The sequence below is a fragment of the Bacillus sp. A1 genome, assembly GCF_042296235.1.
GTDB classification, from domain to species: Bacteria; Bacillota; Bacilli; order Bacillales; family Bacillaceae; genus Bacillus; species Bacillus velezensis.
Map to the genome: position 1 here is coordinate 2,081,527 of NZ_CP141181.1, position 25,164 is coordinate 2,106,690.

The following is a 25,164-nucleotide window of genomic DNA, read 5'->3' on the forward strand; positions in this document are numbered from 1 at the left end:
CCCTCCTTTTTACATGATGTGTCTTTTATTTAGTTTACATAATAATATTATTGTCCCCCATCTGCAAACCTCTTAGGAAAGCAACAACTGCAAACTTCCGGCTTTCCTTAATTGATTCAGTTAATTCAAAAGCACTCTGTTTTCTCAACACGGCAAATCCGTGAAGAAGGCTCCTCAGTCCTCTCGCAGCATGAATCGCAGTGTCAGACTGTGCATAACCGTTCGCTGTCAGCTGCCTGACAACAAGCTCTACAAGCAGGTTTGACAGATTCTCAATCCGGCCGTCTTTTATCTTTTGAAATGTTGCGTCATATAATCCGGGATTGGCTTCGGCGAAATTGATATAGGCATCGGCAAGAGCAAGCAATGCCGTTTCGCCCGTCAGTCGTTCTGCAGAGGCCGCCATTTTTTCATATAACATAGTTAAACCGGAGACAGCCAGCTCTGTTTTAATTCCTTGAAGGCCATTGACAAAATTGTAAAGGGAAGGCGGTTTTACGTTTAAAGACTTTGCAACAGCCGCAAGCGTCACTTCGTTCAGCCCTTTTTCGTCAGCGATGCCTGCTGCGGCTCTCAATATCATGTCAAGGCTCATTCCGACTCTCGGTGACATTATGATCGGCCTCCTGGCAGGCTTCGTTCGGCTTCCTCAGCAGCCTCAGCCATCATTTCAACGGGATTGCAGAGAACATTTCCATGTCCGGCGGCCAGACTACTTGGTTGATGAGCGATAAGCGTTCTTGCTGTTTTTACAGCTTCTTCTTTATTCCACGTAGCAAAAGCCGGAAACGGAAATTTCCATTTCAGCTTCCCTGAAACAGCAAGGCCGCCCCGTACTTGAAAGGCATCTCCGACGATCAGCATATCATTTCTCATATCTTTAAAAGCGAGGCTTCCCGGCGTATGACCGGGAGCGGGAATGACAAGTAAAGATCCGATCCGCTCGCCGCCTTTCAGCAGGCGATCAGGTTCGGTCTGAACATTTTTCGGCACTCCCCCCTTTATCGGCGTTTGTGCTTCATGCTCAAATAATGAAGTGTCACCTTTCAGCAAGAAAGAATCCCGCTCAGAAATACAGACGGAAGCATCCGGAAATTCCGCAGCTAATGAGTCAAGCGAACCGATGTGATCCCCGTGCGCGTGGGTGAGTAATATGTCATTCAGCGGCTTCCCAAGCTGCCGCAATGCTTGTTTGATTCCTTTATGACTGTTAGGCAGTCCGGCGTCAATCAGGGTTACTCCTTCTTCTTCTTCAACCAAATAACAATTCACCGGGAAAAGCGCTGGAAAAAAAGTCAGCTGCCAAACGGTTCCGTATTGTAAGATTCTCATCAACATCCCCCTAAAACTAATATCATTAGTTTTATTATAACTAATACCGTTAGTTTATCAAGAGTTTTCTGACTAAATCCTGAAAAAGGCGCGGGCGCTTCTCTTATGCAAAAAAAAGAAACGCGCATACTGTGATAAAAGATGCTTTCAGCCTGCGAATAAATCACACTACTAAAACCAGCCGGATAAGCATACACTACTCAACGGAGGGGGAGTTCTACACCATGCATATCACACTTCAAAGCATCTGCCCTGTCTTAATGATTGCCTTTTTCCTGTATAAAAAGGTGAAACGATCCGTCGGCTTTCAGCCTTTGAAACCCCGCTGGCTTTATACAAGAATGATTTTGTTTTCATTGCTGGCCGCAGCTCTGGCGTTTTTCAGCATCACACACCCGGCTTTATACGGCCATCTTATATTCGGCACTTTTTGCGGCTGGCTTCTGGTCCTGTTTGCTAAACGGAACATTTCTTTTGAAGAACGCCGCGGAAAAATGTATTTTCGCACTCACCTGTGGATTGAACTTATTCTATTAACGTTATTCCTATCGAGATTTATTTATCGCGTTATTGAAATTTACCGGGTCACAGCGGACTTTACCCATCCGGAGGCATACAGCCAAACGGTCGGCGCCGATCCGCTGACCATCAGTATCTTTTATTTCATCGCAGTGTATTACAGCGGCTTCTCTTTTTATGTTTTAAAAACGAGCAGAGACCAAACCAATAACAGTCAGTACGGCTGACATCCCTGTCTAAAAAGCAGGGATGTTTTTTAATCGTGCCGCGTATGGTGAATCATTTGCTGAAGCACATCTAACACATGTTCATCCTCAGGAGAATAATAGATGGATGTTCCTTCTCTGCGTGATTTGACGAGGCGCAGATTTTTAAGAAAACGCAGCTGATGAGAAACGGTAGACTGCAGCAAATTCAGCTTTTCTGCGATATCATTTACCGCGTGCTCACCCTGTGACAGCAAATGGAGAATTCTGATTCTGGTCGGATCAGACAGCGCCTTAAAAGTCTGGGCAACCAAAAATAAAGTTTCCTCATCTAAATCGACAGCGGGGTCATTCGTGTTTCCGGATTCGTGAAATTCAGTCATATACCTCACCCTTCTTTTCTCAAGTAGCCCAATTATACCAAATGTCAATTGATGCAGATACATCCTGCGCCTGACAAAAGAACCGTTATTTTAAATTTATGTTTCAAATACGGGTTTCCGCTTGGTTTCGCGCATTCATCTGTGTCATAATGAAAAAGTCATAATGCTCCTGAAATTGAGGGTGAAACACAGTGGAGAAAAAGAAAAAAGGCTGTTTCGCTGCCGCGGGTCTTATGATGATATGTGTTTTTGTCATGGTTTCCTTCTTCCTCATTCTGTTATTTTCAAATAATGAATGGCTCAAAAGTCTTCCGTTTGATGTCAAACCGATCGTCCTTGAACGGCTGACAGATTACAAACCGCTTGTTGAAGACGAGCTGGATGAAAAAGGACTCACCAAATATACATCGCTTGTACTCGGCATGATATATCAGGAGTCAAAAGGAAGAGGAAATGATCCCATGCAGTCTTCAGAATCTCTGGGTTTAAAACGAAATGAGATTAAAAACCCTCATACCAGTATCAAACAGGGAATCAAACAATTCACTCTCATGTACCAAACAGGCAAGAAAAAGGGCGTAGACTTGGATACGATTATACAAAGCTACAACATGGGAGCCGGCTATATTGATTTTGTGGCTGAACATGGAGGATCACATACTGAGGAACTGGCAAAACAATACTCCGAGCAGCAGGTCAAAAAGAATCCGAAACTTTACACTTGCGGAGGGAACAAAGACAATTTCCGTTATCCCTACTGCTATGGTGATTACACGTACGCAGAAAAAGTAAAAGCAAAAACAAAAACCGTTGAACAATCCTTAAATGTAACAACACTTGAAACGCTTGAAGAGTAAAAGGCGCCCTGATGAGGCGCCTTTTTCAATCAATAGAAAAAAGCCGCGCAGAGCACGGCTTTTTTTAATAATACGGCGATATCATTAAGTATACAATGACACCCGTCAGACTGACATACAGCCAGAGCGGCATCGTCCATCTGGCGATTTTTTTGTGGCGCTCCACCTGCATACTGAATCCTCTGATCAGCGTAAACAGCGCAAGCGGCACGATGATGAAGGAAAGGCAAATATGCGTAATTAAAATAAAGAAGTAAATCCCGCGCATGATGCCGTGGCCGCCGAATAAAGTATTCTCAGCTATCGAGTGGTACACGACATAGCAGATCAAAAACAGCAAAGTCGTCGTAAACGCCGCTAAAATAAAACGTTTATGCGCTTGAATGTTTTTTTGCTTAATCATAAAGAGCGCTGCCAGCAAAAAGATAAAAGTAAAGCTGTTAAAAATGGCATTTAACATCGGCAGAATATGAATATTGGCAATGCTGACCTGTCCCGATTTCGGCATAAAAAACAGCACCGCAATTAACCCGTTGATCAGAACGGTCAATGTCAGCACGATACCGGTATAACTTTTAGGTTTGTTTTCTGTCTGATTCATCTTATGACCTCTCTCAATTTTACTGACTATCCAAATGGTATGAGAATTCAGCTTTGATGTCAACGGTTTCGTCCGCTTCGTCAGAAATTAGACAAACTTAAGCCCTAAAAAGACCGGGTGTTTGAGACCCGGCCTTTCGTCATATTATGCTTCCTTCAACAGTTCTTCTATCACCTTATGCTCGTTTTCATTCAACAGATTTTTTGGAATGATCCGATCTATCGGTTTATTCATATGCTGATCAAGAATATCGGCTGTTTCTTTGTCCCCTGCGATTACGAGACGCTCCCATTGGTGTGAAGCGGCCTTTTGATCAAGGTTTGAAGCCAATCGTTTATACAGCCTGTTTTGGTTTTCTTCGACGTGGGCTTTGGCGGCGTCTTCGTCCATTGAGGCGGAGCTTTCGCTTACATCCTGCGGTTTCCACGATTCATTGATGACGTCGTATTGATAATGCTCCACCCCTTCAATTTTTCCGAGTACGGTTTCTATAATCTTCACTTCATTCTGCTGGGTGAGAATAAAAGCCGTGCTCGGAAATTGTTCACGGAGAAGTTCTAATTGATCAAGGACAGCCGTTTCTTCCCAATAAAATCGTGTTTCGACAGGCACCTGCAATTCAATCGTCTCCCAAATACCGCCTTCTCCCGATGCAAAAAATACGAGACTTCGCGGCATCTCTTTACCAAGCCCATCGATATATTGATAGACACGTTCCATGATGCGGACGAGAGATTTTTCTTCTTCCGGATCACTGGCAGACAGATACTCTTTTAATCTCCGAAAACCGGTTTTCAAGGCGATTTTCCACTCTCCCCCCTGCTGATCCGGATTTCTCATATCCGTATTTACATATAAGGAAAGCATTTTATCAGGAGATTCCGTCATTACGTACTTCAATTTGCCGATGAGTGAGTCAATTGCCATTATAGATTCCTCCTTTTTCCGCTGCTCACTGTTCCTTTCCCTATCCGCACCGCCTTAAAAACGTCAATCCACATATAAACGGCAGACTTTTCTAAAAAAGTTTTTGCAAAACCCATTTACAAACCAAGACATCATTTACTACAATGGATACTTGTGTTTAACTAAGACTTTTACGCTGTGAAAGGAGTATGATTTTGTTTACTGCAGAAGAAAGAGATCAGAAAGAGCTGGAAAAAGAGCTTCATAAACTTGAATTTCAGATTTTCAGAATGCGGGAAAATCTGATAGATGTATCAAAAGACGCGCGAGTGCTTGGTATTGATCAATCGAACAATGACGATTGGATCATTGTTTCCTCGATTGATGATGGCCAAACATGTAAGATTATGCTGACTGATTGTGAGTCAGCCTACCGGGGAAGAGGCTGTTTTTCACTGATCGCCTCTTATTATGACAATGCCATTCATATCGGGGACATTAAAGGTCCGCCGAACCACGGCTACGGCTCGATCTGCATGAAATTTTTAAAACATATCGCCAGAGAGCAGAATATCCCGAAAGTGACGGGCGACATCGCTAAGCGTGATTGGGATCATGTCGACAGACTCGTTCATTTTTATGAAAAGCATCAATTTGATGTCTGGATTGACAATGAGACGCAATCAGGCGGCATTAAATGGGTCGACTTGTAAAAAAATAATAGAGAAACCCTCTTTTATATGGTGTAATAGATTAAACCATATAAGGAGGGTTTTTTTGTATCCGGAAAAATTGAAAAAAGGTGACGGCATTCGTATTGTGTCTCCGGCCACAAGCATGTCCGTTATGTCAGATGAAAATATAAATGCCGCAAAGTCAAAATTGGAGGAGCTCGGCTTTCGTGTCTCTTTTTCAGAGCATGCGAAAGAAATAAATGAATTTGATTCATCATCCATTGAATCGCGTGTACAGGATCTGCACGAAGCTTTCGCTGATCCTGACATCAAAGCGATTTTGACGACACTCGGCGGGTTCCAATCAAATCAGCTGCTTCGCTATCTTGATTATGAAAACATCAAGCGGCATCCGAAAATCCTTTGCGGCTATTCAGATATTACCGCTCTCGGCCATGCCATATATCAAAAAACCGGCCTTATTACATATTCCGGTCCCCATTTTTCTTCATTTGCCATGAAAAAAGGGCTGGACTATACGATTAACTCTTTCTTGGCCTGCTGTGCTTCTGACAACCCGTATGAGATAAAGCCTTCATCCGAGTGGAGTGATGATAAATGGTATTTGAACCAGGAGGACAGACGTTTTTATCGGAATCCGGGACCGCTCGTTATTCACCCCGGATATGCGGAAGGAACACTGATCGGAGGAAATCTATGCACGCTGAATCTTCTGCAGGGCACGGAATACTTTCCGGAGATGGAACAAGTGATTCTGTTTATAGAAGATGATCATATGTCGGACGTTCATATGTTTGACCGGGATTTGCAGTCACTCATCCACCTTCCCGCTTTTTCAGCTGTGAAGGGAATTGTCATCGGACGTTTCCAGAATGCTTCAAATGTGTCTGAGGAGGCTCTGCGTGCCGTCATCCGTACAAAAGAAGAACTGTCATCCATGCCTGTTATCGCAAATGCTGATTTCGGCCATACCTCCCCTTTGATGACATTCCCGATCGGAGGAACATGCAGAATAGAAGCCGGCTCAGAAGGCGTAAGGATATGGATCGATCGGCATTAATACATAAAGACGGGAAAACCGCCCCGTCTTTTTATTTTGACGCCTTATGCCGCGGCGTGCGCGGAGCGATCATAATTCGTCCGCCAGCCGCTGCCGTCACCCATACGGAAGCTCCTTCATAAAAACGGCTGATCTCTTCATTATATACGGCATGTGTCAGTTCACGTTTATCATGCGTTCCGTCTTGGTTTTTTACGTTTAAAATAAGCACAAGCTCGTGCCTGCCATTCTTCATCACACCAGTACGTCTCACCTTTTCAATAACGGCTGGCCTTCCTCTCCCTCTGTCAAGCGCCTGAAACAGCCTGACAGCCGGCATAGACAGTCCGATAACGATCACAATGGCCAAAGCGGTACAGATACATGCTTGAAACACCGGTGATTCTGTGAAGGCATTCCATAAACATATAAATTCCGGCTCCATCAGATTCATACACCCCTTCTGATTCCGTTTTCACATCCATTCCTTCTATATAATATTAGAGAAACGCTTTTTCTTTTTCCGCATATAACGATTATATACAGTCAAAAAAGGGAAGAAAAAAAGAACACAAAGCATTTCGCCTTGTGTTCTTCATCTCTATATGAAACTAGTCTAATACTTTAACATTTACTGTTCTGACGCCCCAGTTGTTAGCGTCACTTTTCTTTGCAACAAATACGTCAATTTTATTTCCTTTAATTGCGCCGCCTGTATCTGCTGCTGTTGCCACTCCGTAACCTTCAACATAAACCTTAGAGCCAAGCGGAATGACACTAGGGTCTACCGCGATGACTTTTGCATCAGGGTTTTTGTTTAAGTCAACACCGGTTGCCGTTACACCGGAAATGCCGCCGTCGTTAGCAGAGTAAGCAGTTGCAGTCATTGTCAGCTGCTTTTTAGGCTCTTGTTGGTTTGTATTTGATTGAACAGGCTGCTGTTTTGCTTCGACAGCCTTCGCTTCTTGTTTAGGTTGTTGTTCTTGAACAGGTTCTTGTTTAGGCTGCTCGTTTTTGACAGCTTCTTGTTTCGGCTGTTCTGTCTCAGCAGCTGGTTTTTGTTCAGTTTGCGGCTGGCTGGCTTCTTGAGCCGGCTGTGCAGCCTGAGCCTGACCTTTCACATTTAACGTTGTGCCTGCGTAAATTATATCTGATTGCAAGTTATTCAAGCTTTTCAGATTGCCGACTGATGTTCCGAATTTCTGAGCAATTTTCCAGAGGCTGTCGCCCTGCTTCACTGTGTACTGCCCAGATGTGGTTGTTTCTACTGAAGAAATAGTCAGTTTCTCTCCTTCAATGATTAAATCAGAAGATAACTGATTCCATTCTTTTAAGTCCTTTAGGTTCACTCCGTTTTTTTGCGAGATCCCCCAGAGCGTGTCACCCTTTTGCACCGTGATTTCTTTAGCAGAAGCGTGAGCTCCAAATGCAGTTGTTGAAATTGCTGCAACTGCGACAAAGGACATAATCGTCTTCTTCATAAGTAAATCCTCCCTTGTTAGCTTTTTATTGGCGGCTAACAGGTGATATCGTAACATATGAAAATGTCAGTTCAATAACAAAACGATTTGAATTAGATTACAGTTCCTTTACATGAAACATTTCTCTCGCTTGGTAAGTCTTGCTGAAACCTTGATACAGCAAGGGTTTTCAAGCTTATGATTTTTCCGGCTCCAATGAAAAACACAATGTGCAAATTTCTAAAAAAACTTTTTTTCACTCTGTTTCTCTTACATAATTTCGGATTTCTTCTAAAAAAACCGCTCCGTATTTCAATCTTTTTTGTTCCCCGACCCCTTTTACGGAAAGAAGATCCTGATCCGTTTTCGGAAGTTTCGCTGACATTTCTTTTAACGTCTGATCCGAGAACACGACAAATGGAGGCACACCCTGTTCAGCTGCAATCCCTTTGCGGAGACGCCGGAGAAGCTCAAATAATTCATCATTTTCAGTAACGGCAGCGGCCTGTAAGGCTTCTTTTCTCGAGATTGCGCTTTTTCCGAGCAGAACGTCCCTGCCTTTTTGGGTAACCATAAGCGTCGGAAATGTGCCGTCTGCCATTCTGATATATTCATCTGAAATAAGGAATTCGATAAAATCACTGATTTCCGCTGCGGATTGATGCTTCATAATGCCGTAAGTGGACAGGCTGCTGAAGCCGTTTTCCAGCACTTTTTTATTTTTTGAGCCGCTAAGCACCTGCGCCACCATCGTTTTTCCGAAGCGCTCATTCATTCTGATGATGCATGACAATACCATCTGCGCTTCTTTTGTGACGTCATGGGCGGTCCTTGTATCAGTGCAATTGCCGCATGCTTCGCAAGCTTCCGCCTCATTCTCGCCGAAATACTTCAGAATAAACCGCTGCAGGCAATCTTCCGTATGACAGTAATCCACCATCTGTCTCAGTTTTTTGAGATCCTGCTTTTGTTTTTCTTCTCCGGCGGCCGATTGGTCTATTAAAAAACGCTGCACCATAATATCCTGCGGCGAAAATAAGAGCACACACTCGCTGTTAAGACCATCGCGCCCGGCCCGTCCGGCTTCCTGGTAATAGCTCTCCATATCTTTCGGAATCTGCGCGTGCAAAACGAACCTGATGTTGCTCTTATCGATTCCCATTCCGAAAGCGGACGTAGCTACCATCACTTGTATCTGATCGTTAAGAAACCGCTCCTGCTGGTCTTTTCTGTCATCATCCGCCAATCCGCCGTGATAACGGCCGGCATTGATGCCGCTGCGCTTTAATTTCTCATATAAACGGTCGGTTTCTTTTCTTGTCGCTGTATATATAATGCCGGCTTCGTGTTTATTTTTTTCCAGATACCGCTCGATAAACCGGTCTTTGTTTTCGCCCTTTACTACTTTAAACGTTAAATTCTCTCTGGCAAAACCGGTATATACAGTTTGTTCTTTCTTAATATGAAGCTGCTTGCAGATATCATCATGAACCTCAGGCGTAGCCGTCGCCGTTAATGCGATGATGACGGGCGGTTCTTTTAATTCATTAAAAAGGATTTCGATATTCCGGTAACTCGGCCTGAAATCATGTCCCCATTGCGATATACAGTGAGCTTCGTCAATGGCGACAAGAGGAACCGTAATATTCTGCAGGATGTGAATGAATTCAGAAGAAGTCAAACGCTCCGGTGTAATGTAAAAGAGCCGGTAAGCCCCTTGTTTCAAACCGGTCAGGCGCTCATGAATGTCACGGCTTGTCTGGGTGCTGTTAATATAAGCTGCCGCGATACCCGCTTCTTCAAGCGCGTCGACTTGATCTTTCATTAAGGAAATAAGAGGGGAAATAACGATTGTGGTTCCTTCAAACAGCAGTGCGGGAATCTGATAGCAGATTGATTTTCCGCCCCCCGTCGGCATAATGCAGACCGTGTTTTTTCTCTCCTCTGCAACTGATTGTATCGCCTGCTTTTGGCCCGCGCGTAGACTGTCGTAACCAAAATAATGCGCCAGAAGGGATTGGGCTTTATCCAGCATAAGTTGTAAAACCTCACTTTGTCTTTGATTCTTTCATTTTATCATACAGATAAAGTACGCTGCTCAAGGGCAATTCAAAATAAAAAGCCATCTCCGCAAGGGAAATGGCTTTCGCTACGTATGCCGTACGCAAGTAAGAAAGTTTTAAACCACCACTCCTCAAAGTGGGTGTTTGCAGAAGCGTTCCTGTCGTCCTCTGCAATGGAGGCATGACATTCCGGCTTCGATATAAAACTCCCTATTACAGCTTAAAGGTTAAAACTTAATTAACAATACGAACAATGTAGCTTCTCTTATATCCTACACCATCAGTCGTATTTTGGCAAGAGGGTTAATTCTTTTACAGAAAACCTTTTTTCTTTGTGAAAAATGCTTTATTCTACATAAAAATTGTTTTTTCGACAAAATATCAATATATCAATATAAGATCAGATCGAAAGCTGCCGCCAGTTTCTTCTATAATATAAAAAACTCTCACACCCTGTATGGGCGCAAGAGTTAATGGAAATTAGAATTTTGCAGCCAGATCTTTCGCTTCTTGCAGTCCTTTTTCAATGATCGCTTGAGCGTTATCCGGTGCAGCATTATGGCCTTCAACGACAACAGTATGAAGATCTTGGACACCCCAGAAACCGAGAACGGTTTTCATGAAGTTTAATGACATTTCAAGAGATGCCATCGGTCCTTCAGAATATACGCCGCCGCGTGCGTTTAAGAGCGCTACTTTTTTATCTCCCATCAGACCTTTAGGGCCTTCAGGCGTGTATGTGAAAGTAACTCCTGCGCGAGACAGGTAATCAACATAAGTATGAAGCACAGCAGGCACTGTGAAGTTCCAAAGTGGGAATGCAAACACGACTTTGTCAGCTTTGACGAATTGATTTAAGTAAATGTCAGCAGTTGACGCTTGTTTTTTCTCTTCGTCTGTCATTTCAATTCCTTTTGAAGCTTTGAATGTTCCGTTAATCATATCTCTTCCGAGGTAAGGAAGGTTTTCTTTATGAAGATCAAGTTCGATCACTTCATCATTCGGATTGTTTTCTTTATAAGCAGCCAGAAACGCTTCGTATAATTTTACGGATACGCCTTCTTCAGCCGTACGATCACTTGATTTTACAAATAATACTTGAGACATTCTAAATTCCTCCCGGTAATCTTTTAATATTTACTTACAAATAGTATGTTACTTTCTTTTTTATATAAAGTCAATGATTTTATTTCGATTCTGAGATTTTTTATGGAATAAAAAAACAGGTACATATGAATGTACCTGCTGCTATTATTGTGAATCCTGCTCGCGATCCAGGATTTCGTAAGTTTGTGAGCTTTTTTGATCAACGGTTTCTTTATTTGAGAGGTCTTTCACCTGCTCGTGAAATTCCCTTTCATATGACGGAGCGTCTGTTTTCACATCCCCTTCTGTTTCTCGCTGCGCTTCGACGGTCATTCTGGCGTACGGCACAGCTTCAAGTCTTTCATAAGGAATTTCTTTTCCCGTTTTCTCGCAAATCCCGTATGTTCCTTTATCCATTCGTTCAAGCGCGGCGTGCACCTCATCTAAAAGATTCTGATCGACACCGTCCAGCGTCTGATTCGTGACCCTGTCCAAATAAATGCTTCCGTGATCAGCTAAGTGATTATCTACTCCGTTCGACAGTTCTCCTGTGTCTTCGCTCATTGAATGATTTTCTTTTGATTCTCCCTGAAGACTTTCCTTTAAATCGATTAATTTATGATAAAGGCTGTCCTGCTGTTCTTTTGATAATGACATATTCATCATCTCCTTTTTCGTCTGTATTCTTCGCTGCATCTGTTAATACATACCCTCGAAAAAGGAGGATGAAACAACGGGGTCAATGCTTTCTCCCCCTGATGGTGACATTGGGTGTCTGCTGCTTTGTCTGTCTTTTTTCTTTCGCAGCATCATTTTGCGGGTTGTCCCGACATTCTTCAGCGCAGGCTTGTTTAAGCCTGTGCACCGGTGTATGGTAAGTGGCGCCGATATTCAGCATACCGCTCAGCTCTTCTATACTCAGCTTTTCAAAATCAATATTGTATTCAACCTTGTCCACTTTGACATGCTCAATATGGACATATGTTTTTTCCCCTTCAACCGTTTGCGGCTCAAAATGACACTTATCCTGAAGCTCATCAAGCTGTTGTTCCACTTTCTTAAGCCGGTCTAATTCTTCTTCACACACTTTTTTGAAAATCTCTTTCATTATTTTTTTCAAAAAAAATCACTTCTTTCCCCGTCACTCTTGGAAAGTTCTATGCGTCCCGCATTGCGAATATATAAACATGATATACAAAAAGGAGGCGAATCATGATGTTTTTTCCGTCCGTTATCAACTTTGAGTATATAAAAATGAACGGAATCAGCAGCGGAGCAGCTTTTAACACCGGCTCTTCCGTTATGGTGAGAAACACAGCAGCCAATAAAAGAAATGAAGGGTACGGTGAACAAAACGGTGATTGCACCGTTGTCGTCATCCCTATCATGAGTATCAATGATTCAGATCTGATAGACGGCACCGCGAACAAGATCAGCCTTCGATAATGATCTGGCTTGCATCTCCCAGATGTTTAGCAATCGATATATATAAAATCCCGTCTTTGAATACCGCCTGCATTCCCTTCGTTCCTTGAGCGGAATGCGGAAGGTCGAGTTTTTTTTCAAAATCGCCGTATTTTCCGGTCTTCTGTTTAAAATCCTGTTCATTAAAAAAGGATTTTCTCGTGCCTTTTACGACGATATATTCTCCGTAGGACAGCAGCTGAACATCTTGTTTCCGGTAGCCGGGCAGATACAGTAAAAATTGGAGCTCATCATGGGTTTCCACAATATCTATAAGAGGAAAAGCATTCTCATTTCTTCTCATTTGCCCATCTCCCTGTTGAAAGGGAAAATGAGAATGGCCGTTTTGAAATGATTTCAGTTGTTCATCATCAAAAACGTTTTTCCAAAAGTCGCCGCCGGACATGTTTTGCGCCATTTCCATCCACTGCTTCATCTTATCGAAATCCATTTTTATCGCCCCCTGTCTAAGCATACGGTCATAACAGCCGGCATACACCTGTATTAAAGGAGGTTTGCCTGTGGTTCAACCAACTCCATATATCAATATTAATATTTTCATGTTGAAAATTAATTCCTTTGAAAATGCTTCAGCGGTGAATGTCGGACAAAATTTACTGGCGGAATGGCAGAATTCTGATAAAAAGAATCAGGGATACGGACAGAACTTCGGAGATGCAAGCGGCTTCATCGGCACGAACGGCAAAGTGGATGACCGGGATCAAATTGATTCTCCATCTGCCTTTGAGTCTGCATGCGATAAAATCCCTGCCGGAAAAGGAGGCCCATTATGATGTTTTCGCCGGTTTTGGTAAATGTAGGAGGCTTTAAAGTAAATGCAGTCGACCGCGGTTCTTCCATTACGATCGGCCCGTATCAGCAAATCGATTATTTTTTATCCAATAAGATCAACTACGGATTCGGTGAAGAAAATGGTGATTTGGCGCCGATTTATATCCCCATCAGTTCTATTGCTGATCCGGATCTCATTGATTCGAACTCCGGAAAAACAAGCATTATATAATAAAAAGGCCATCCGCATGCATTCGGATGGCTTTTATGTGATATTTAACTGCATAAGTATTTTGTTAAGATGGCTTGAACCTCAGTCAAGTCCGTTTCTTTTGCAAATTCCAATTCGAAAGTTTTTCCCCTTGTCATTAATACAAGCCCGGTATCGGGATCAAACATCCCTGCTTCTTGAATGGCGAAGCTTTCAATTGTTTTATATGGAAGAAATACGCGCACTTTCTTTTTGGAGAACATTTTATTATCAAAGAAAATCACTCGTTTATTCGTAAAGCATATTTGGTCAACCCGCAGTTTATAAATCGTTTCGATCCGTTCTCCCTCAACGAGCAAAGCCTCCAGCTTTTTTGTGTCGGTTGATCTGCTGACAGAAAAAATTCCCAATGAAGAACCCCACTTTCTGCTTCTATACTATTGTTTTATTACAATCATAAAAAAATAAGTTCTTTATCCCTATATAAGAATACGACATAGACGGCATTTAAACCATTACGAACAGATTACATTTTTAGAACGTTCATCAAAAAAGCCCTTCGCGAAAGGTGCCGCTGTTATGAAGTAATACGGTTCAGCGGAAGAAAAGGTTTCAAGAAAACGATATTTTTTTCGAAAAGTCAGTTTTTTATTTTCGCCATAAAAAACCGCGGCTTCTTCAATGCCGCGGTTTCAACAAAACATCAACGATCCGTATCTTCAATTGTTCCTTCTTTATAGGTATCTGAAATTTGTTCCATCGTCGTGTCGGTGCCTTCTTCAGGTTGCACTTGCTGAAGCTGATCTGATGTTTTATTTTGTTTGTCTTGCTCTGTTTTTTTCATTTTGCAACCACCCTTTATATGTAGTCTTTTTTAGTATGGCTCAGGCAAAATAAATTCATTCAGCTTTAAACTTCTTCAAAATACTCTTTGTAGAAGCCTCCGACTTTGTTTGTATTGTCTACAACAAAAATGAATTCTTCTGTTTCATTTTTGACTTTATACTCTTTACCCGGCGTCAGCACATTTTTGACAATGTATTTTTTCGCATCTGTATGTACGCATTTGACCTTTTTGACGCTTTCTTTTGTCTGCCAATTATTATGAATCATTTATAAAACTCCTTTTCTTAATCGATAAGCTTATTGTAGCCGTTTTTTCTTGTGAATTGCAATAACGGTTATCGATTGATTTTACCGGAGGTGTTATTATAGAATGACTGTATGCGCTTACTTTGCGCGGACATCAAGATGCTCAAAACAGACCATAAAAAAATTTCGGGAGGTTTGTTACGAATGAGTTCTTTAACGATGCAGATCACAAAAAGGCTGGAAACATTTTTACAGGGCACGAAGAAGCTTTATATTGACGGAAAATTTGTTCCGAGCGCTTCAGGATCAACATTTGTCACACCGAATCCGGCAACCGGGGAAACGCTGATGACGCTTTACGAGGCACAGTCAGAAGACATTGACAGTGCAGTGAAAGCGGCACGCAAAGCCTTTGATCACGGCGAATGGCGCACTATGCCGGCCGCTTCCAGAAGCAGGCTGATGTATAAGCTTGCCGATTTAATGGAAGAGCACAAAACGGAACTCGCGCAGCTTGAAACACTTGATAATGGAAAACCGATTAATGAAACGACGAATGGGGATATCCCGCTCGCAATTGAGCATATGCGTTATTATGCCGGGTGGTCTACAAAGATAACCGGACAAACGATTCCGGTCGCCGGCTCATATTTTAATTACACCCGCCATGAGCCTGTCGGCGTCGTGGGGCAGATCATCCCTTGGAACTTCCCGCTCCTTATGGCGATGTGGAAAATGGGCGCCGCCCTTGCCACAGGCTGCACAATCGTTTTGAAACCGGCGGAGCAGACACCGCTGACTGCCCTCTATTTAGCGGAATTAATAGATCAGGCGGGCTTCCCTGACGGCGTCATCAATATTGTCCCAGGGTTCGGCGAAACGGCCGGGGAAGCGCTGACCAACCATGACGATGTCGATAAACTCGCTTTTACCGGTTCTACACAAATCGGCAAAAAAATCATGGAAAAAGCCGCAAAAAAAATTAAACGCGTGACACTGGAGCTTGGCGGAAAGTCACCTAACATCATTTTGCCTGACGCCAATTTGAAGAAAGCCATTCCCGGCGCTTTAAACGGGGTCATGTTTAATCAGGGGCAGGTATGCTGCGCAGGCTCCCGTGTCTTCATTCACAAAGACAAATATGATGAGGTCGTCAGCGAAATGGTTTCATATGCGAAATCGCTTCAGCAAGGCGCCGGCCTTCACCAGGATACACAAATCGGCCCGCTCGTCAGTCAGGAACAGCATGAGCGCGTGCTTTCATATATTGAAAAAGGAAAAGCGGAAGGAGCCAAAGCTGTCGCGGGCGGCAGCTGCCCGTTTGAAGAAGGGTATTTTGTCTCCCCGACTGTATTTGCGGATGTGGATGACAGCATGACCATCGCAAAAGAAGAAATTTTCGGCCCGGTTTTAGCCGCCATTCCGTATGATACGGTAGATGAAGTGATTGAGCGGGCGAACCGCTCGGAATACGGCCTTGCAGCCGGACTTTGGACTGAGAATGTGAAAAACGCCCATTACATTGCTGACCGTCTCCAAGCCGGCACCGTTTGGGTCAACTGCTACAATGTTTTCGATGCGGCATCTCCTTTCGGCGGCTATAAGCAATCCGGCCTCGGGCGGGAAATGGGCTCTTACGCTCTGGATAATTATACAGAAGTGAAAAGCGTCTGGATCAATCTGGAAGATTAATCAAACAAGAAACTGCTGCCTGTCAGCAGTTTCTTTCTTTTGTCATGCCGCCTTTTACATATGAATATATATGCTTCTGAAGGAGTTGAGCGAGTGTGAGCACAATTCATGAAAACGTCAGAAGCCGCCAAAAGAAAACCATCTCCCTATTAAGAGAAACGCAAAATGCGGACGGCTCATGGTCATTTTGTTTTGAAGGACCGATTTTGACAAACGCCTTTCTGATCCTCCTCCTCACTTCTCTTGGAGACAATGATAAAGAACTGATCGCTGAGCTTGCAGAAGGCATTCGCGCTAAACAGCGCCCGGACGGAACTTTTGCCAACTATCCTGATGACCGGAAAGGAAATGTGACCGCCACTGTACAGGGCTATGCCGGCTTGCTGGCTTCCGGTTTATATAGCCGTTCTGAGGCGCATATGATTCAGGCCGAACGCTTTATCATCTCAAATGGCGGCTTGCGCAACGTACACTTCATGACAAAGTGGATGCTTGCGGCAAACGGCCTTTATCCATGGCCCGCGCTGCATCTGCCATTATCTTTCTTAGTCATTCCCCCATCCTTCCCGCTGCATTTTTACCAGTTCAGTACATACGCCCGTATTCATTTTGTACCGATGGCCGTGACACTTAACAAAAGATTTTCGCTGAAAAATCCCAACGTTCCGTCTCTCGCGCATTTAGATCGGCATATGACTAAAAATCCGTTTACATGGCTTCGTTCCGATCAGGATGAGAACAGAGACCTCTCTTCTCTTTTCGCGCACTGGAAGCGGCTTTTGCAGATTCCTGCCGCTTTTCACCAGCTCGGTCTGCGTACGGCCAAAACGTATATGCTTGACCGGATTGAAGAAGACGGCACATTATACAGCTATGCGAGCGCCACTATTTTTATGGTGTACGGCCTGCTCGCTCTCGGTGTATCGCGCCACTCCCCCGTTATTAAAAAAGCGCTTGCCGGCACGAAAGCTTTGCTCACGTCTTGCGGCAATATACCGTACCTGGAAAATTCAACGTCGACCGTTTGGGATACGGCGCTTCTCAGCTATGCGCTTATGAAAAGCGGCATCCCAGATAACGATCAGATGATAACCAGCGCCGCCCGGTTTCTGCGTGAACGGCAGCAGACTAAAGTCGCTGATTGGGCCGTTCACAACCCGCATGCTGAACCGGGAGGATGGGGTTTTTCAAACATCAATACAAATAATCCTGATTGTGATGACACAGCCGCAGTGCTCAAAGCCATTCCGCGAAAACTTTATCCCGCCTCATGGGAACGCGGACTGAGCTGGCTTTTGTCCATGCAAAACAGTGACGGCGGCTTCTCTGCTTTTGAGAAAAATGTCAATCATCCGCTGGTCCGCCTGCTGCCGCTGGAATCGGCTGAGGAAGCTGCCATCGATCCTTCAACAAGCGACTTAACCGGACGGGTGCTGCACTGTTTAGGAGAAGCGGGGCTTTCTTCTGATCACCCTCAGATTGAAAAAGCCGTCCAATGGCTGATCCGCCATCAAGAAGAGAACGGATCGTGGTACGGCAGATGGGGTGTCTGCTATATTTACGGCACATGGGCGGCGCTGACAGGGATGAATGCTTGCGGCGTGAGCCAAAACCACCCGGCCGTGAAAAAAGCGATCCGCTGGCTGAAGTCCATTCAAAACGAGGACGGAAGCTGGGGGGAATCCTGTAAAAGTGCAGAAGAGAAAACCTATGTTCCGCTTTCTTACGGGACGCTTATACAGACGGCTTGGGCGGCCGAAGCTTTGCTGCAATACGAAAAACCTCATCATCAAGCCGTCACAAAAGGCATATCTTTTCTTATTGAAAACCGGCATTACGAAGGAGCCGCTTTCAGCTATCCGACCGGAATCGGCCTGCCGAAACAGTTTTACATCAGGTATCACAGCTACCCGTATGTGTTTTCTTTGTTTGCGCTCAGCACTTTTATGAAAGTGAGTGAAAAGGAGGTAGAAAAATGAAACGGCACGCTTATCAAACCGAAATGCTGAATTGGTGTGAAACTTTGAAGGAACAAGTCATTCAGCAAGGTCGGTTCGATCGCTTCGCGGCACAAATCGACCGGATTTTTCACACCCTTCAGGATGATGGATTAACGGAGGCGGAATGGTACGAACAGGCATCAGCACTTTACCGGGACATTACCGAACCGGATGAGCCGGATGAGCGCAGAGCCTATGTGCCGATCGGCAAGCATGTCCTCCCTAAACTGCCATACAGTTATTCCGCACTGGAACCGTATATTTCAAGAGAGATTATGAAACTCCATCATACAAAACACCATCAGAGCTATGTTGACGGTCTGAATAAAGCAGAACTCGAGCTCAAAAAAGCGAGACAAACGAAACAGTACGACTTAGTGGCGCATTGGGAGCGGCAATTGGCATTTCACGGGGCGGGCCATTATTTGCACAGTATTTTCTGGTTTTCCATGAATCCAAATGGAAAAAGACGGCCGACGGGTGCGCTCTTTCAAATGATTGATGTGTCATTCGGAAGCTATTCTGCTTTTAAAGAGCAATTTTCTCAAGCGGCGAAAAAAGTCGAAGGAGTCGGCTGGGCTATCCTAGTCTGGGCGCCGCGCGCCGGGCGGCTGGAGATTTTGGCCGCTGAGAAGCATCAGCTCTACAGCCAGTGGGACATCATTCCTTTGCTTCCGCTGGATGTGTGGGAACACGCTTATTATTTACAATATAAAAACGACCGCGCGGCTTACGTGGATCAATGGTGGAATGTCGTTGATTGGCGGGAGGCGGAGAAACGGTTCGAACAAGCGCACCGCGTGATATGGCCGCTTTATTAAAAAAGGCCCCCGTCTTGAACGGGGGCCTGCTTCTTTTGGTCTAAAAAATACCAAGCACGTGCAGAAAAACGATAATAATGGCTACAGGAGCCACATAACGGATTAATAGGAGCCAGACTGCAAACCACTTTCGTTTTATACCGGAACCGCTTTTCAGTTCGTCAAACAGCATCTGTTTCGGAATTTTCAGCGGTACGAAAACGGCAATTAAAAGCGCGCCCAGCGGCATTAAGACATTGCTGACCAGAAAATCCGCAGCGTCAAAAATACTGCGGTGAAAAATAGAAACATCACTCAAAATTCCGTACGACAGCGCCGAAGGAACCCCGACAATAAATATAGCAAGTCCCCCGATCCATGCATACCGCTTCCGTTTTGCCGAATCGCCTTTTGACAAAACAGCAACTAAAATTTCAAGCATTGAAAAAGCCGATGTCAGCGTCGCAAATAAAAACAGCAGCAAAAAGGCGAGTAAAAACACGATGCCCAACGGCATTTGGTTAAAGACTGTCGGCAGCACGTTAAATAAAAGCTGCGGACCTTGATCCGGCTTGAGGCCGAATGCAAATACCGCCGGAAAAATCGCCACTCCTGCCATCACGGCAACAAGGACATTTAATACCGTCACCGATACGGCGGATTGAACAATATTTTCTTCTTTTTCTAAATATGCGCTGTATGTAACCATTACGGACACTCCGACGCTTAACGAGAAAAATGATTGACCCATCGCATATAAAATGGTATTGGCATCCATCGCGCCAAAATCAGGCATGAAGAAGAATTTTAATCCCTTCGCTGCATCATGCAGCGTAACGGAACGGATCATTAAAAGAATAAACAGAATAAACAGAGCCGGCATCAGCACCTGGCTTACCTTTTCGATGCCGCTGCTCACCCCTTTTGCCACAACTAAAATCGTCAGCACGATAAACAGCAGCTGACCGAAAACCGCTGCATAAGGGTTGGAAATGGTATCGATAAATAACGTATCAAATCCCGAAGAAAGCGATAAACCGCCTGTAAAGCCTTTTATAATGTAGATTAATATCCATCCCCCCACTACGCTGTAGAAGGATAATAGAATAAAACACGTAATGATTCCGAGATATCCGATCCAGTGCCACTTTTTCCCCGGCGCCAGCGCCTTATAGGATTCAACGGCGTTTCTTTGTGTTTTTCTGCCGATAATAAATTCAGCAATCAAAAGCGGCAGTCCGATTAAAACAGTAAATAAAATAAAAACAAGCAGAAAAGCGCCGCCTCCGCTGGTTCCCGCTACGTAAGGGAACTTCCATATTGCGCCGAGCCCGATTGCAGAGCCGGCCGTAGCTAAAATAAATCCCAGCTTAGATGACCATTGATTAGCTTCTTTCACTTCAGCACTCCCAATTCATTTCAGTATAAAAATCAATTGTAAGAATATATGTCTGAATAGTCAAGAAGATATTAGTTTACATAATAATTTTATCGAAAACTTATATTTAATATTGAATTATTCAGAATATTATTTATAATGGAGTACAGAAAAGTCAGTCATATTTTCTGACTGATTGATTGGATATAAAAGGAGCTGTGTTTATGGATTGGCTGAAAAAAATAAGCGAGTTTGCGGGCCAAACCTTTGGCTTGTGGGTTATCGTCTTTGCCGGTTTGGGATTCGCCTGCCCTGATTTGTTTTCTTGGATCAGTTCTTATATGACGATTTTCCTTGGTATTATTATGTTTGGGATGGGGCTTACTCTTCAAGCAGACGATTTTAAAGAATTAATCAGAAAGCCTTGGCATGTCGTGATCGGGGTCGCTGCCCAGTTTACGATTATGCCGCTTACGGCTTTCTGTTTATCAATCGGGCTCCGCCTCCCCGCAGAAATCGCCGCGGGCGTCATTCTGGTCGGATGCTGTCCGGGCGGTACGGCATCAAATGTCATGACGTTTTTGGCGAAAGGCAATACGGCACTTTCTGTTGCGGTCACCACGATCTCAACATTGCTTGCTCCTATTGTAACGCCGGCACTTATTATGCTGTTTGCGAAAGAGTGGCTTCCCGTTTCTTTCGGTTCACTGTTTGTTTCCATTATGCAAGCCGTGCTTTTGCCGATCGTCCTCGGGGTGATTGTGAAGCTGTTCTTCAAAAAACAGGTCGGACAAGCCGTGCACGCGCTTCCTCTCGTATCGGTAATCGGCATCGTAGCGATTGTATCCTCTGTCGTCAGCGTAAATCGTGAGCATCTGCTTCAATCAGGACTGCTGATTGTGTCTGTGGTCATCTTACATAACGGAATCGGATATTTGTTAGGATTCCTGACTGCAAAGCTGTTCAAAATGGATTATACTTCACAAAAAGCGATTGCGATCGAAGTCGGAATGCAAAACTCCGGACTGGGTGCAGCGCTTGCGACAGCGCATTTCTCCCCTTTGTCAGCCGTGCCGAGCGCAATTTTCAGCATATGGCACAATCTGTCGGGGTCTGTTCTTGCCACCTACTGGTCTAAGAAAAAAGAGAAAAACAGCACCGAAGAAGAAGAAACGGCAAAGATTCCGTTTTCATAACTGAACAAGGATAGGATAGGCTGGCCGCTCCTATCCTTTTTTATTCTGCAGATCACGAACCAGACGCAAAAGCGCTTTTTTCACATCCCCCTGAAATAGACCTCCATGATAACAAATCAATTGGCGGATATCGTAATCGAGCAGCCGCCGCACAGAACGGACCGCATCATCCATATGTAACGTATAGCTAGGATTAGCAAGGTTCAGCTTTCCGCCTTCAATGACGACCGCATCACCTGTGACCATAGTTTTTTCGGCAGGCAGATAAAGACTGATATGGCCGGGTGTATGACCCGGCGTGGCTACAACGCGAATGCCTCCGCACCAAGGCAGCAGCTCGCCGTCAGTAACTGTCCGGTGAACTGGAGCCGATTCGACTGATTGAAGCGAGCGGATGAACTGTTTTGCATAAGGCTTTGCATCCTCTGGCAATGAACAAAACGTTGATTCAGCCTGCTCAAGCCGTAAAGATTTTTTAGAGCCGTCAATATACGGCGCTTCACGCTCATGTGCTGTCACGCTGACATCCGGATGCAAACGGTATAATGCAGCGAGTGAGCCGATATGGTCTATGTCGTGATGAGTTACAATAATTTTTGTCAATGAATGAAGCGACATTCCATGCCGGGCAGCAGCATGTTGAAGATGGTTTGTAAAACCGGGATATCCGCAGTCTATTAATATCGTGTCATGTTCGTCTTGCAGAAGAACCGGAGTGATAGAATGCAACTCTTCATTATATTCAAATTCGATCTCAAGCGGATAACAGCTTTTCATATAAATTCTCCCCTTCTCTCAATAAAAAAAGCACACTGCTTGTAAGGGGACTGACCCCATAAGATGAGACAAACAAAAAACACCTTCAAGTTTGAAAACGGATGATTGTTAGCCGAAATTAGACTTGGAGGTGTTTTTTCTATGGGGACAAGAGTGAGTTATCCGGTTGAAGTGAAACAGAAGGCTGTAGAAATGAGATTGGCAGGCGTGCCTATGAAAGAGATCATGCAGGAATTGAATATTAAGAATAAGACACAGGTTCAGACATGGGTTAGATGGCATAAGACTGGGGATACACATCGATTCGAACAGCCTGTCGGAAAGCAATACACTTACGGAAAAGGCCCGGAGTATTCTTCCGAATTAGAGAAACTGCAGGCAGAAAATCGTTATCTGAGACAACAGAATGAAGTTTTAAAAAAGTGCAACGAATTGGAAAGGAAGCTGATAGCGAAACGCCAGTCGAGCTTGTAGAAGCATTGCGCGGCACAATGACCATACAGGATATCTGTATTCATTTAGGTATCTCACGAGCATCTTATTATCGTTGGAAGAAGAATCTGATGAAAGATAACCCTAAATACCATTTAGAAAAACAAATCGGCACGTTGTGCCGAGAACACAAGTTTCGATATGGCTATCGGAAAATCACAGCCATATTAAAAAAGGGAATGCGTGTGAATCATAAAACGGTTCAGCGCATTATGCAGAAGAATCAGTGGCAATGCCGGGTTAAGGTGAAAAAGCGCAAGAAAGATGGGCAGCCATATGCCGTGGCCGAGAATATATTGGATCGAAACTTTCAGTCTGAACGCCCTCTGGAAAAGCTAGTAACGGATATCACATATTTGCCTTATGGGCAGAAACAATTGTATCTTTCCAGTATATTGGATTTATACAATGGAGAAGTGATTGCTTTTACAATTGGCGATAGACAGGACACAGACTTTGTCTTACACACACTTGATCAGCTGCCCGCACTGCCAGAGAACTGCGTGTTACATAGTGACCAAGGTTCTGTTTATACATCTTATGAGTATCAGAAAGCTGTTAAAACAAAAGGCATTACCATGAGCATGTCCCGCAAAGGGACGCCCGCTGATAATGCCTCCATCGAATCGTTTCATTCCTCACTAAAGTCTGAAACGTTCTATCTTAACAGCATTGATCGAACTACGACGACCATCGTAGAACGCACTGCCATAGAATACATTCATTATTATAACAATATTCGTATTCAAACGAAACTAAACAGCCAATCGCCGATACAATATCGGCAATTGGCTGTATGAAGGTGTTTTGATCCCTGTCTCAAAAACAGGGGTCAGTCCCTAAGGGCAGTGTACTTTTTGTCTGTCTCAAATTATCCTTCCAGCAACAGCTGTTCCGGATCTTCAAGCAGGTTTTTAATGGTGACAAGGAATCCGACCGCTTCTTTACCATCTACAATTCTGTGATCATATGATAAAGCGATGTACATCATCGGACGGTTTTCAGAGCGCTCCGCATCAATCGCTACTGGGCGCAGCTGAATTTTGTGCATACCTAAGATCCCAACCTGAGGGCTGTTTAGGATCGGTGTTGACATAAGCGATCCGAATGTACCTCCGTTTGTGATCGTGAAGGAGCCTCCTTGCAGCTCACCTAATGTTAATTTATTGTTTCGCGCTTTTTTCGCAAGTTCGCCGATCTCTCTTTCAATGCCGGCAAACGTCAGGCGGTCAGCGTCACGCACGACTGGGACGACAAGCCCTTCTTCAGCCGCGACAGCGATACCGATGTCATAGAATTTTTTCACGATCAGCTCATCGCCTTGAATTTCAGCGTTAAGGAGCGGGAATTTTTTCAATGCAGCCACGACGGCTTTTGTAAAGAACGACATGAAACCGAGTTTTACATCGTTTTGCTCAAGGAATTGGTCTTTACGGCGTTTTCTTAGATTCATAACGGCCGTCATGTCAACTTCGTTAAATGTAGTCAGCATCGCAGAAGTCTGCTGCACTTCAACCAATCGTTTCGCGATCGTCTGTCTGCGGCGGGACATTTTTTGCACTTCGACAGGTTTGTCAAAGCTTTGCTGTGTTTTTTGAGCCTGCTGTTTCGGCTGTGCCGCAGGTTTTGAAGCCGGTTTTTCATAAGCTTCCACATCTTGTTTGCGCACGCGGCCGAGCGGGTCCCCCGTCGGAATTTGTGATAGATCAATCCCTTTTTCCCTTGCCAGCTTGCGTGCAGCCGGAGACGCTATCGTTCTGGATTTCGCTTCTGATTGTGCTTCCTGGCTGACTTCTTGTGCAGCAGGTTCAGCTTTTGCTTCCTCTTTCGTTTGTTCATTGGCTGGAGCACTTTCTGAAGGGGCGGGTGCAGAACTTTCGCCAGCGCCTTCTGTAATGGTACCGATAATTTCTCCTACTTGGACGGTATCACCCGAATCTTTCAATACCTCTTTTAGAACACCCGATTCTTCTGCTGTCAATTCAACATTTACTTTGTCCGTCTCCAGTTCAAGCAAGTACTCACCCTGTTCTACATAATCACCGGGCTGCTTTAACCATTGGGCTATCGTTCCTTCTGAGATTGATTCTGCTAATTCAGGTACCTTAATTTCCGCCATTTTT

General features: G+C 44.3%; 30 protein-coding genes and 1 other RNA gene. 12 read left to right on the plus strand and 19 right to left on the minus strand.

Features of this window, described 5'->3' with window-relative positions; translation table 11 throughout:
* Positions 1 to 34: 34 nt before the first annotated feature.
* On the minus strand, positions 35 to 613 hold the full coding sequence (locus U2H13_RS09955) for a TetR/AcrR family transcriptional regulator (protein ID WP_154817727.1): 579 nt from the start codon (positions 611 to 613) through the stop codon (positions 35 to 37).
* Positions 613 to 1,332 carry an MBL fold metallo-hydrolase gene (locus U2H13_RS09960; protein WP_014418104.1) on the minus strand — a complete coding sequence of 240 codons (720 nt, stop codon included), beginning with the start codon at positions 1,330 to 1,332 and terminating at the stop codon, positions 613 to 615. The genes U2H13_RS09955 and U2H13_RS09960 overlap by 1 nt, the downstream gene beginning before the upstream one ends.
* Before the next feature lie 224 nt (positions 1,333 to 1,556).
* Between U2H13_RS09960 and U2H13_RS09965 the strand changes: the two genes are divergently transcribed.
* Entirely contained in the window at positions 1,557 to 2,078 is a 522-nt protein-coding gene (locus U2H13_RS09965; RefSeq protein ID WP_061046689.1) for a hypothetical protein, read from the plus strand.
* A gap of 29 nt (positions 2,079 to 2,107) precedes the next feature.
* Here U2H13_RS09965 and czrA read toward each other — a convergent pair whose 3' ends face one another.
* Complete coding sequence (gene czrA / locus U2H13_RS09970; RefSeq protein WP_007407993.1) at positions 2,108 to 2,440, minus strand: Zn(II)-responsive metalloregulatory transcriptional repressor CzrA; 333 nt, start codon at positions 2,438 to 2,440, stop codon at positions 2,108 to 2,110.
* 191 nt (positions 2,441 to 2,631) lie between these two features.
* Here czrA and U2H13_RS09975 point away from each other — a divergent pair, with 191 nt between their 5' ends.
* Positions 2,632 to 3,297: a lysozyme family protein gene (locus tag U2H13_RS09975; protein ID WP_376700443.1), complete on the plus strand. Its 666-nt coding sequence runs from the start codon at positions 2,632 to 2,634 to the stop codon at positions 3,295 to 3,297.
* 64 nt (positions 3,298 to 3,361) lie between these two features.
* On the opposite strand, the gene U2H13_RS09980 is transcribed toward U2H13_RS09975, so the two are convergent.
* The gene (locus tag U2H13_RS09980; protein WP_007611945.1) at positions 3,362 to 3,898 is read right to left on the minus strand and encodes a DUF420 domain-containing protein; all 537 of its coding nucleotides are present in this window, start codon (positions 3,896 to 3,898) and stop codon (positions 3,362 to 3,364) included.
* Between the two features lie 144 nt (positions 3,899 to 4,042).
* A complete protein-coding gene (locus U2H13_RS09985; RefSeq protein ID WP_289357375.1) occupies positions 4,043 to 4,825 on the minus strand; it encodes a VLRF1 family aeRF1-type release factor in 783 nt (260 codons plus the stop codon).
* A gap of 188 nt (positions 4,826 to 5,013) precedes the next feature.
* Here U2H13_RS09985 and U2H13_RS09990 point away from each other — a divergent pair, with 188 nt between their 5' ends.
* Together U2H13_RS09990 and U2H13_RS09995 are read left to right on the plus strand one after the other, a co-directional pair.
* A complete protein-coding gene (locus U2H13_RS09990; protein ID WP_370530963.1) occupies positions 5,014 to 5,517 on the plus strand; it encodes a hypothetical protein in 504 nt (167 codons plus the stop codon).
* Positions 5,518 to 5,581: 64 nt separating this feature from the next.
* On the plus strand, positions 5,582 to 6,559 hold the full coding sequence (locus tag U2H13_RS09995; RefSeq protein WP_376700444.1) for a S66 peptidase family protein: 978 nt from the start codon (positions 5,582 to 5,584) through the stop codon (positions 6,557 to 6,559).
* A gap of 31 nt (positions 6,560 to 6,590) precedes the next feature.
* Here the strand turns inward: U2H13_RS09995 and U2H13_RS10000 are convergent, their stop codons facing one another.
* The 7 genes from U2H13_RS10000 to gerPC all read right to left on the minus strand — a co-directional run bounded on the left by U2H13_RS10000 (position 6,591) and on the right by gerPC (position 12,267).
* Complete coding sequence (locus U2H13_RS10000; RefSeq protein ID WP_017417958.1) at positions 6,591 to 6,983, minus strand: hypothetical protein; 393 nt, start codon at positions 6,981 to 6,983, stop codon at positions 6,591 to 6,593.
* A 166-nt stretch (positions 6,984 to 7,149) separates the two neighbouring features.
* Positions 7,150 to 8,019, minus strand: coding sequence for a 3D domain-containing protein (locus U2H13_RS10005; RefSeq protein ID WP_007407985.1), 870 nt, complete (start codon positions 8,017 to 8,019; stop codon positions 7,150 to 7,152).
* Between the two features lie 235 nt (positions 8,020 to 8,254).
* The gene (gene recQ, locus U2H13_RS10010) at positions 8,255 to 10,033 is read right to left on the minus strand and encodes a DNA helicase RecQ (protein ID WP_179156061.1); all 1,779 of its coding nucleotides are present in this window, start codon (positions 10,031 to 10,033) and stop codon (positions 8,255 to 8,257) included.
* A 107-nt stretch (positions 10,034 to 10,140) separates the two neighbouring features.
* Positions 10,141 to 10,326: non-coding RNA, 6S RNA (gene ssrS, locus U2H13_RS10015), on the minus strand.
* A gap of 215 nt (positions 10,327 to 10,541) precedes the next feature.
* Positions 10,542 to 11,168 carry an FMN-dependent NADH-azoreductase gene (locus U2H13_RS10020; protein WP_003153791.1) on the minus strand — a complete coding sequence of 209 codons (627 nt, stop codon included), beginning with the start codon at positions 11,166 to 11,168 and terminating at the stop codon, positions 10,542 to 10,544.
* Positions 11,169 to 11,312: 144 nt separating this feature from the next.
* Entirely contained in the window at positions 11,313 to 11,804 is a 492-nt protein-coding gene (locus tag U2H13_RS10025; protein WP_017417961.1) for a TraR/DksA C4-type zinc finger protein, read from the minus strand.
* A gap of 82 nt (positions 11,805 to 11,886) precedes the next feature.
* Positions 11,887 to 12,267 carry a spore germination protein GerPC gene (gerPC, locus tag U2H13_RS10030; RefSeq protein WP_103526825.1) on the minus strand — a complete coding sequence of 127 codons (381 nt, stop codon included), beginning with the start codon at positions 12,265 to 12,267 and terminating at the stop codon, positions 11,887 to 11,889.
* A gap of 92 nt (positions 12,268 to 12,359) precedes the next feature.
* Here gerPC and U2H13_RS10035 point away from each other — a divergent pair, with 92 nt between their 5' ends.
* Positions 12,360 to 12,593 carry a hypothetical protein gene (locus U2H13_RS10035; protein ID WP_103526824.1) on the plus strand — a complete coding sequence of 78 codons (234 nt, stop codon included), beginning with the start codon at positions 12,360 to 12,362 and terminating at the stop codon, positions 12,591 to 12,593.
* Here U2H13_RS10035 and U2H13_RS10040 read toward each other — a convergent pair.
* On the minus strand, positions 12,580 to 13,062 hold the full coding sequence (locus U2H13_RS10040; RefSeq protein ID WP_209387340.1) for an Hsp20/alpha crystallin family protein: 483 nt from the start codon (positions 13,060 to 13,062) through the stop codon (positions 12,580 to 12,582). The two genes, U2H13_RS10035 and U2H13_RS10040, sit on opposite strands and share 14 nt — an antisense overlap.
* Before the next feature lie 70 nt (positions 13,063 to 13,132).
* On the opposite strand from U2H13_RS10040, the gene U2H13_RS10045 reads away from it, so the two are divergent.
* Complete coding sequence (locus U2H13_RS10045; RefSeq protein WP_014418114.1) at positions 13,133 to 13,405, plus strand: hypothetical protein; 273 nt, start codon at positions 13,133 to 13,135, stop codon at positions 13,403 to 13,405.
* Positions 13,402 to 13,635 carry a hypothetical protein gene (locus U2H13_RS10050; RefSeq protein ID WP_003153785.1) on the plus strand — a complete coding sequence of 78 codons (234 nt, stop codon included), beginning with the start codon at positions 13,402 to 13,404 and terminating at the stop codon, positions 13,633 to 13,635. The genes U2H13_RS10045 and U2H13_RS10050 overlap by 4 nt, the downstream gene beginning before the upstream one ends.
* 44 nt (positions 13,636 to 13,679) lie before the next feature.
* Here the strand turns inward: U2H13_RS10050 and U2H13_RS10055 are convergent, their stop codons facing one another.
* The 3 genes from U2H13_RS10055 to U2H13_RS10065 all read right to left on the minus strand — a co-directional run bounded on the left by U2H13_RS10055 (position 13,680) and on the right by U2H13_RS10065 (position 14,727).
* Complete coding sequence (locus tag U2H13_RS10055) at positions 13,680 to 14,024, minus strand: PH domain-containing protein (protein ID WP_003153783.1); 345 nt, start codon at positions 14,022 to 14,024, stop codon at positions 13,680 to 13,682.
* Positions 14,025 to 14,317: 293 nt separating this feature from the next.
* Positions 14,318 to 14,458, minus strand: coding sequence for a DUF4025 domain-containing protein (locus tag U2H13_RS10060; protein WP_003153781.1), 141 nt, complete (start codon positions 14,456 to 14,458; stop codon positions 14,318 to 14,320).
* Positions 14,459 to 14,523: 65 nt separating this feature from the next.
* The gene (locus U2H13_RS10065; protein WP_029974235.1) at positions 14,524 to 14,727 is read right to left on the minus strand and encodes a DUF6501 family protein; all 204 of its coding nucleotides are present in this window, start codon (positions 14,725 to 14,727) and stop codon (positions 14,524 to 14,526) included.
* Positions 14,728 to 14,910: 183 nt separating this feature from the next.
* On the opposite strand from U2H13_RS10065, the gene U2H13_RS10070 reads away from it, so the two are divergent.
* The 3 genes from U2H13_RS10070 (at position 14,911) to U2H13_RS10080 (ending at position 19,219) form a co-directional block, all read left to right on the plus strand.
* The gene (locus U2H13_RS10070) at positions 14,911 to 16,398 is read left to right on the plus strand and encodes an aldehyde dehydrogenase family protein (RefSeq protein WP_021493907.1); all 1,488 of its coding nucleotides are present in this window, start codon (positions 14,911 to 14,913) and stop codon (positions 16,396 to 16,398) included.
* Positions 16,399 to 16,493: 95 nt separating this feature from the next.
* A complete protein-coding gene (locus tag U2H13_RS10075; RefSeq protein WP_376700445.1) occupies positions 16,494 to 18,377 on the plus strand; it encodes a prenyltransferase/squalene oxidase repeat-containing protein in 1,884 nt (627 codons plus the stop codon).
* Positions 18,374 to 19,219 carry a superoxide dismutase gene (locus U2H13_RS10080; RefSeq protein WP_182068906.1) on the plus strand — a complete coding sequence of 282 codons (846 nt, stop codon included), beginning with the start codon at positions 18,374 to 18,376 and terminating at the stop codon, positions 19,217 to 19,219. The genes U2H13_RS10075 and U2H13_RS10080 overlap by 4 nt, the downstream gene beginning before the upstream one ends.
* A 40-nt stretch (positions 19,220 to 19,259) precedes the next feature.
* Here the strand turns inward: U2H13_RS10080 and U2H13_RS10085 are convergent, their stop codons facing one another.
* The gene (locus tag U2H13_RS10085; RefSeq protein ID WP_376700446.1) at positions 19,260 to 20,597 is read right to left on the minus strand and encodes a sodium-dependent transporter; all 1,338 of its coding nucleotides are present in this window, start codon (positions 20,595 to 20,597) and stop codon (positions 19,260 to 19,262) included.
* A 203-nt stretch (positions 20,598 to 20,800) separates the two neighbouring features.
* Here U2H13_RS10085 and U2H13_RS10090 point away from each other — a divergent pair, with 203 nt between their 5' ends.
* Complete coding sequence (locus U2H13_RS10090) at positions 20,801 to 21,772, plus strand: bile acid:sodium symporter family transporter (RefSeq protein WP_376700447.1); 972 nt, start codon at positions 20,801 to 20,803, stop codon at positions 21,770 to 21,772.
* 30 nt (positions 21,773 to 21,802) lie between these two features.
* On the opposite strand, the gene U2H13_RS10095 is transcribed toward U2H13_RS10090, so the two are convergent.
* Positions 21,803 to 22,549, minus strand: a complete 747-nt coding sequence (locus U2H13_RS10095) for an MBL fold metallo-hydrolase (RefSeq protein WP_154817729.1) — start codon at positions 22,547 to 22,549, stop codon at positions 21,803 to 21,805.
* Positions 22,550 to 22,690: 141 nt separating this feature from the next.
* Here U2H13_RS10095 and U2H13_RS10100 point away from each other — a divergent pair.
* Positions 22,691 to 23,841, plus strand: a protein-coding gene (locus tag U2H13_RS10100; RefSeq protein ID WP_099721935.1) for an IS3 family transposase whose coding sequence is annotated in 2 segments (ribosomal slippage) — positions 22,691 to 22,964 and positions 22,964 to 23,841 — 1,152 coding nt in all. Because the reading frame shifts where the segments join, the coding sequence is not laid out codon by codon here.
* Between the two features lie 71 nt (positions 23,842 to 23,912).
* Here the strand turns inward: U2H13_RS10100 and odhB are convergent.
* On the minus strand, positions 23,913 to 25,160 hold the full coding sequence (gene odhB, locus U2H13_RS10105) for a 2-oxoglutarate dehydrogenase complex dihydrolipoyllysine-residue succinyltransferase (RefSeq protein ID WP_014418119.1): 1,248 nt from the start codon (positions 25,158 to 25,160) through the stop codon (positions 23,913 to 23,915).
* Between the last annotated feature and the right edge of the window lie 4 nt (positions 25,161 to 25,164).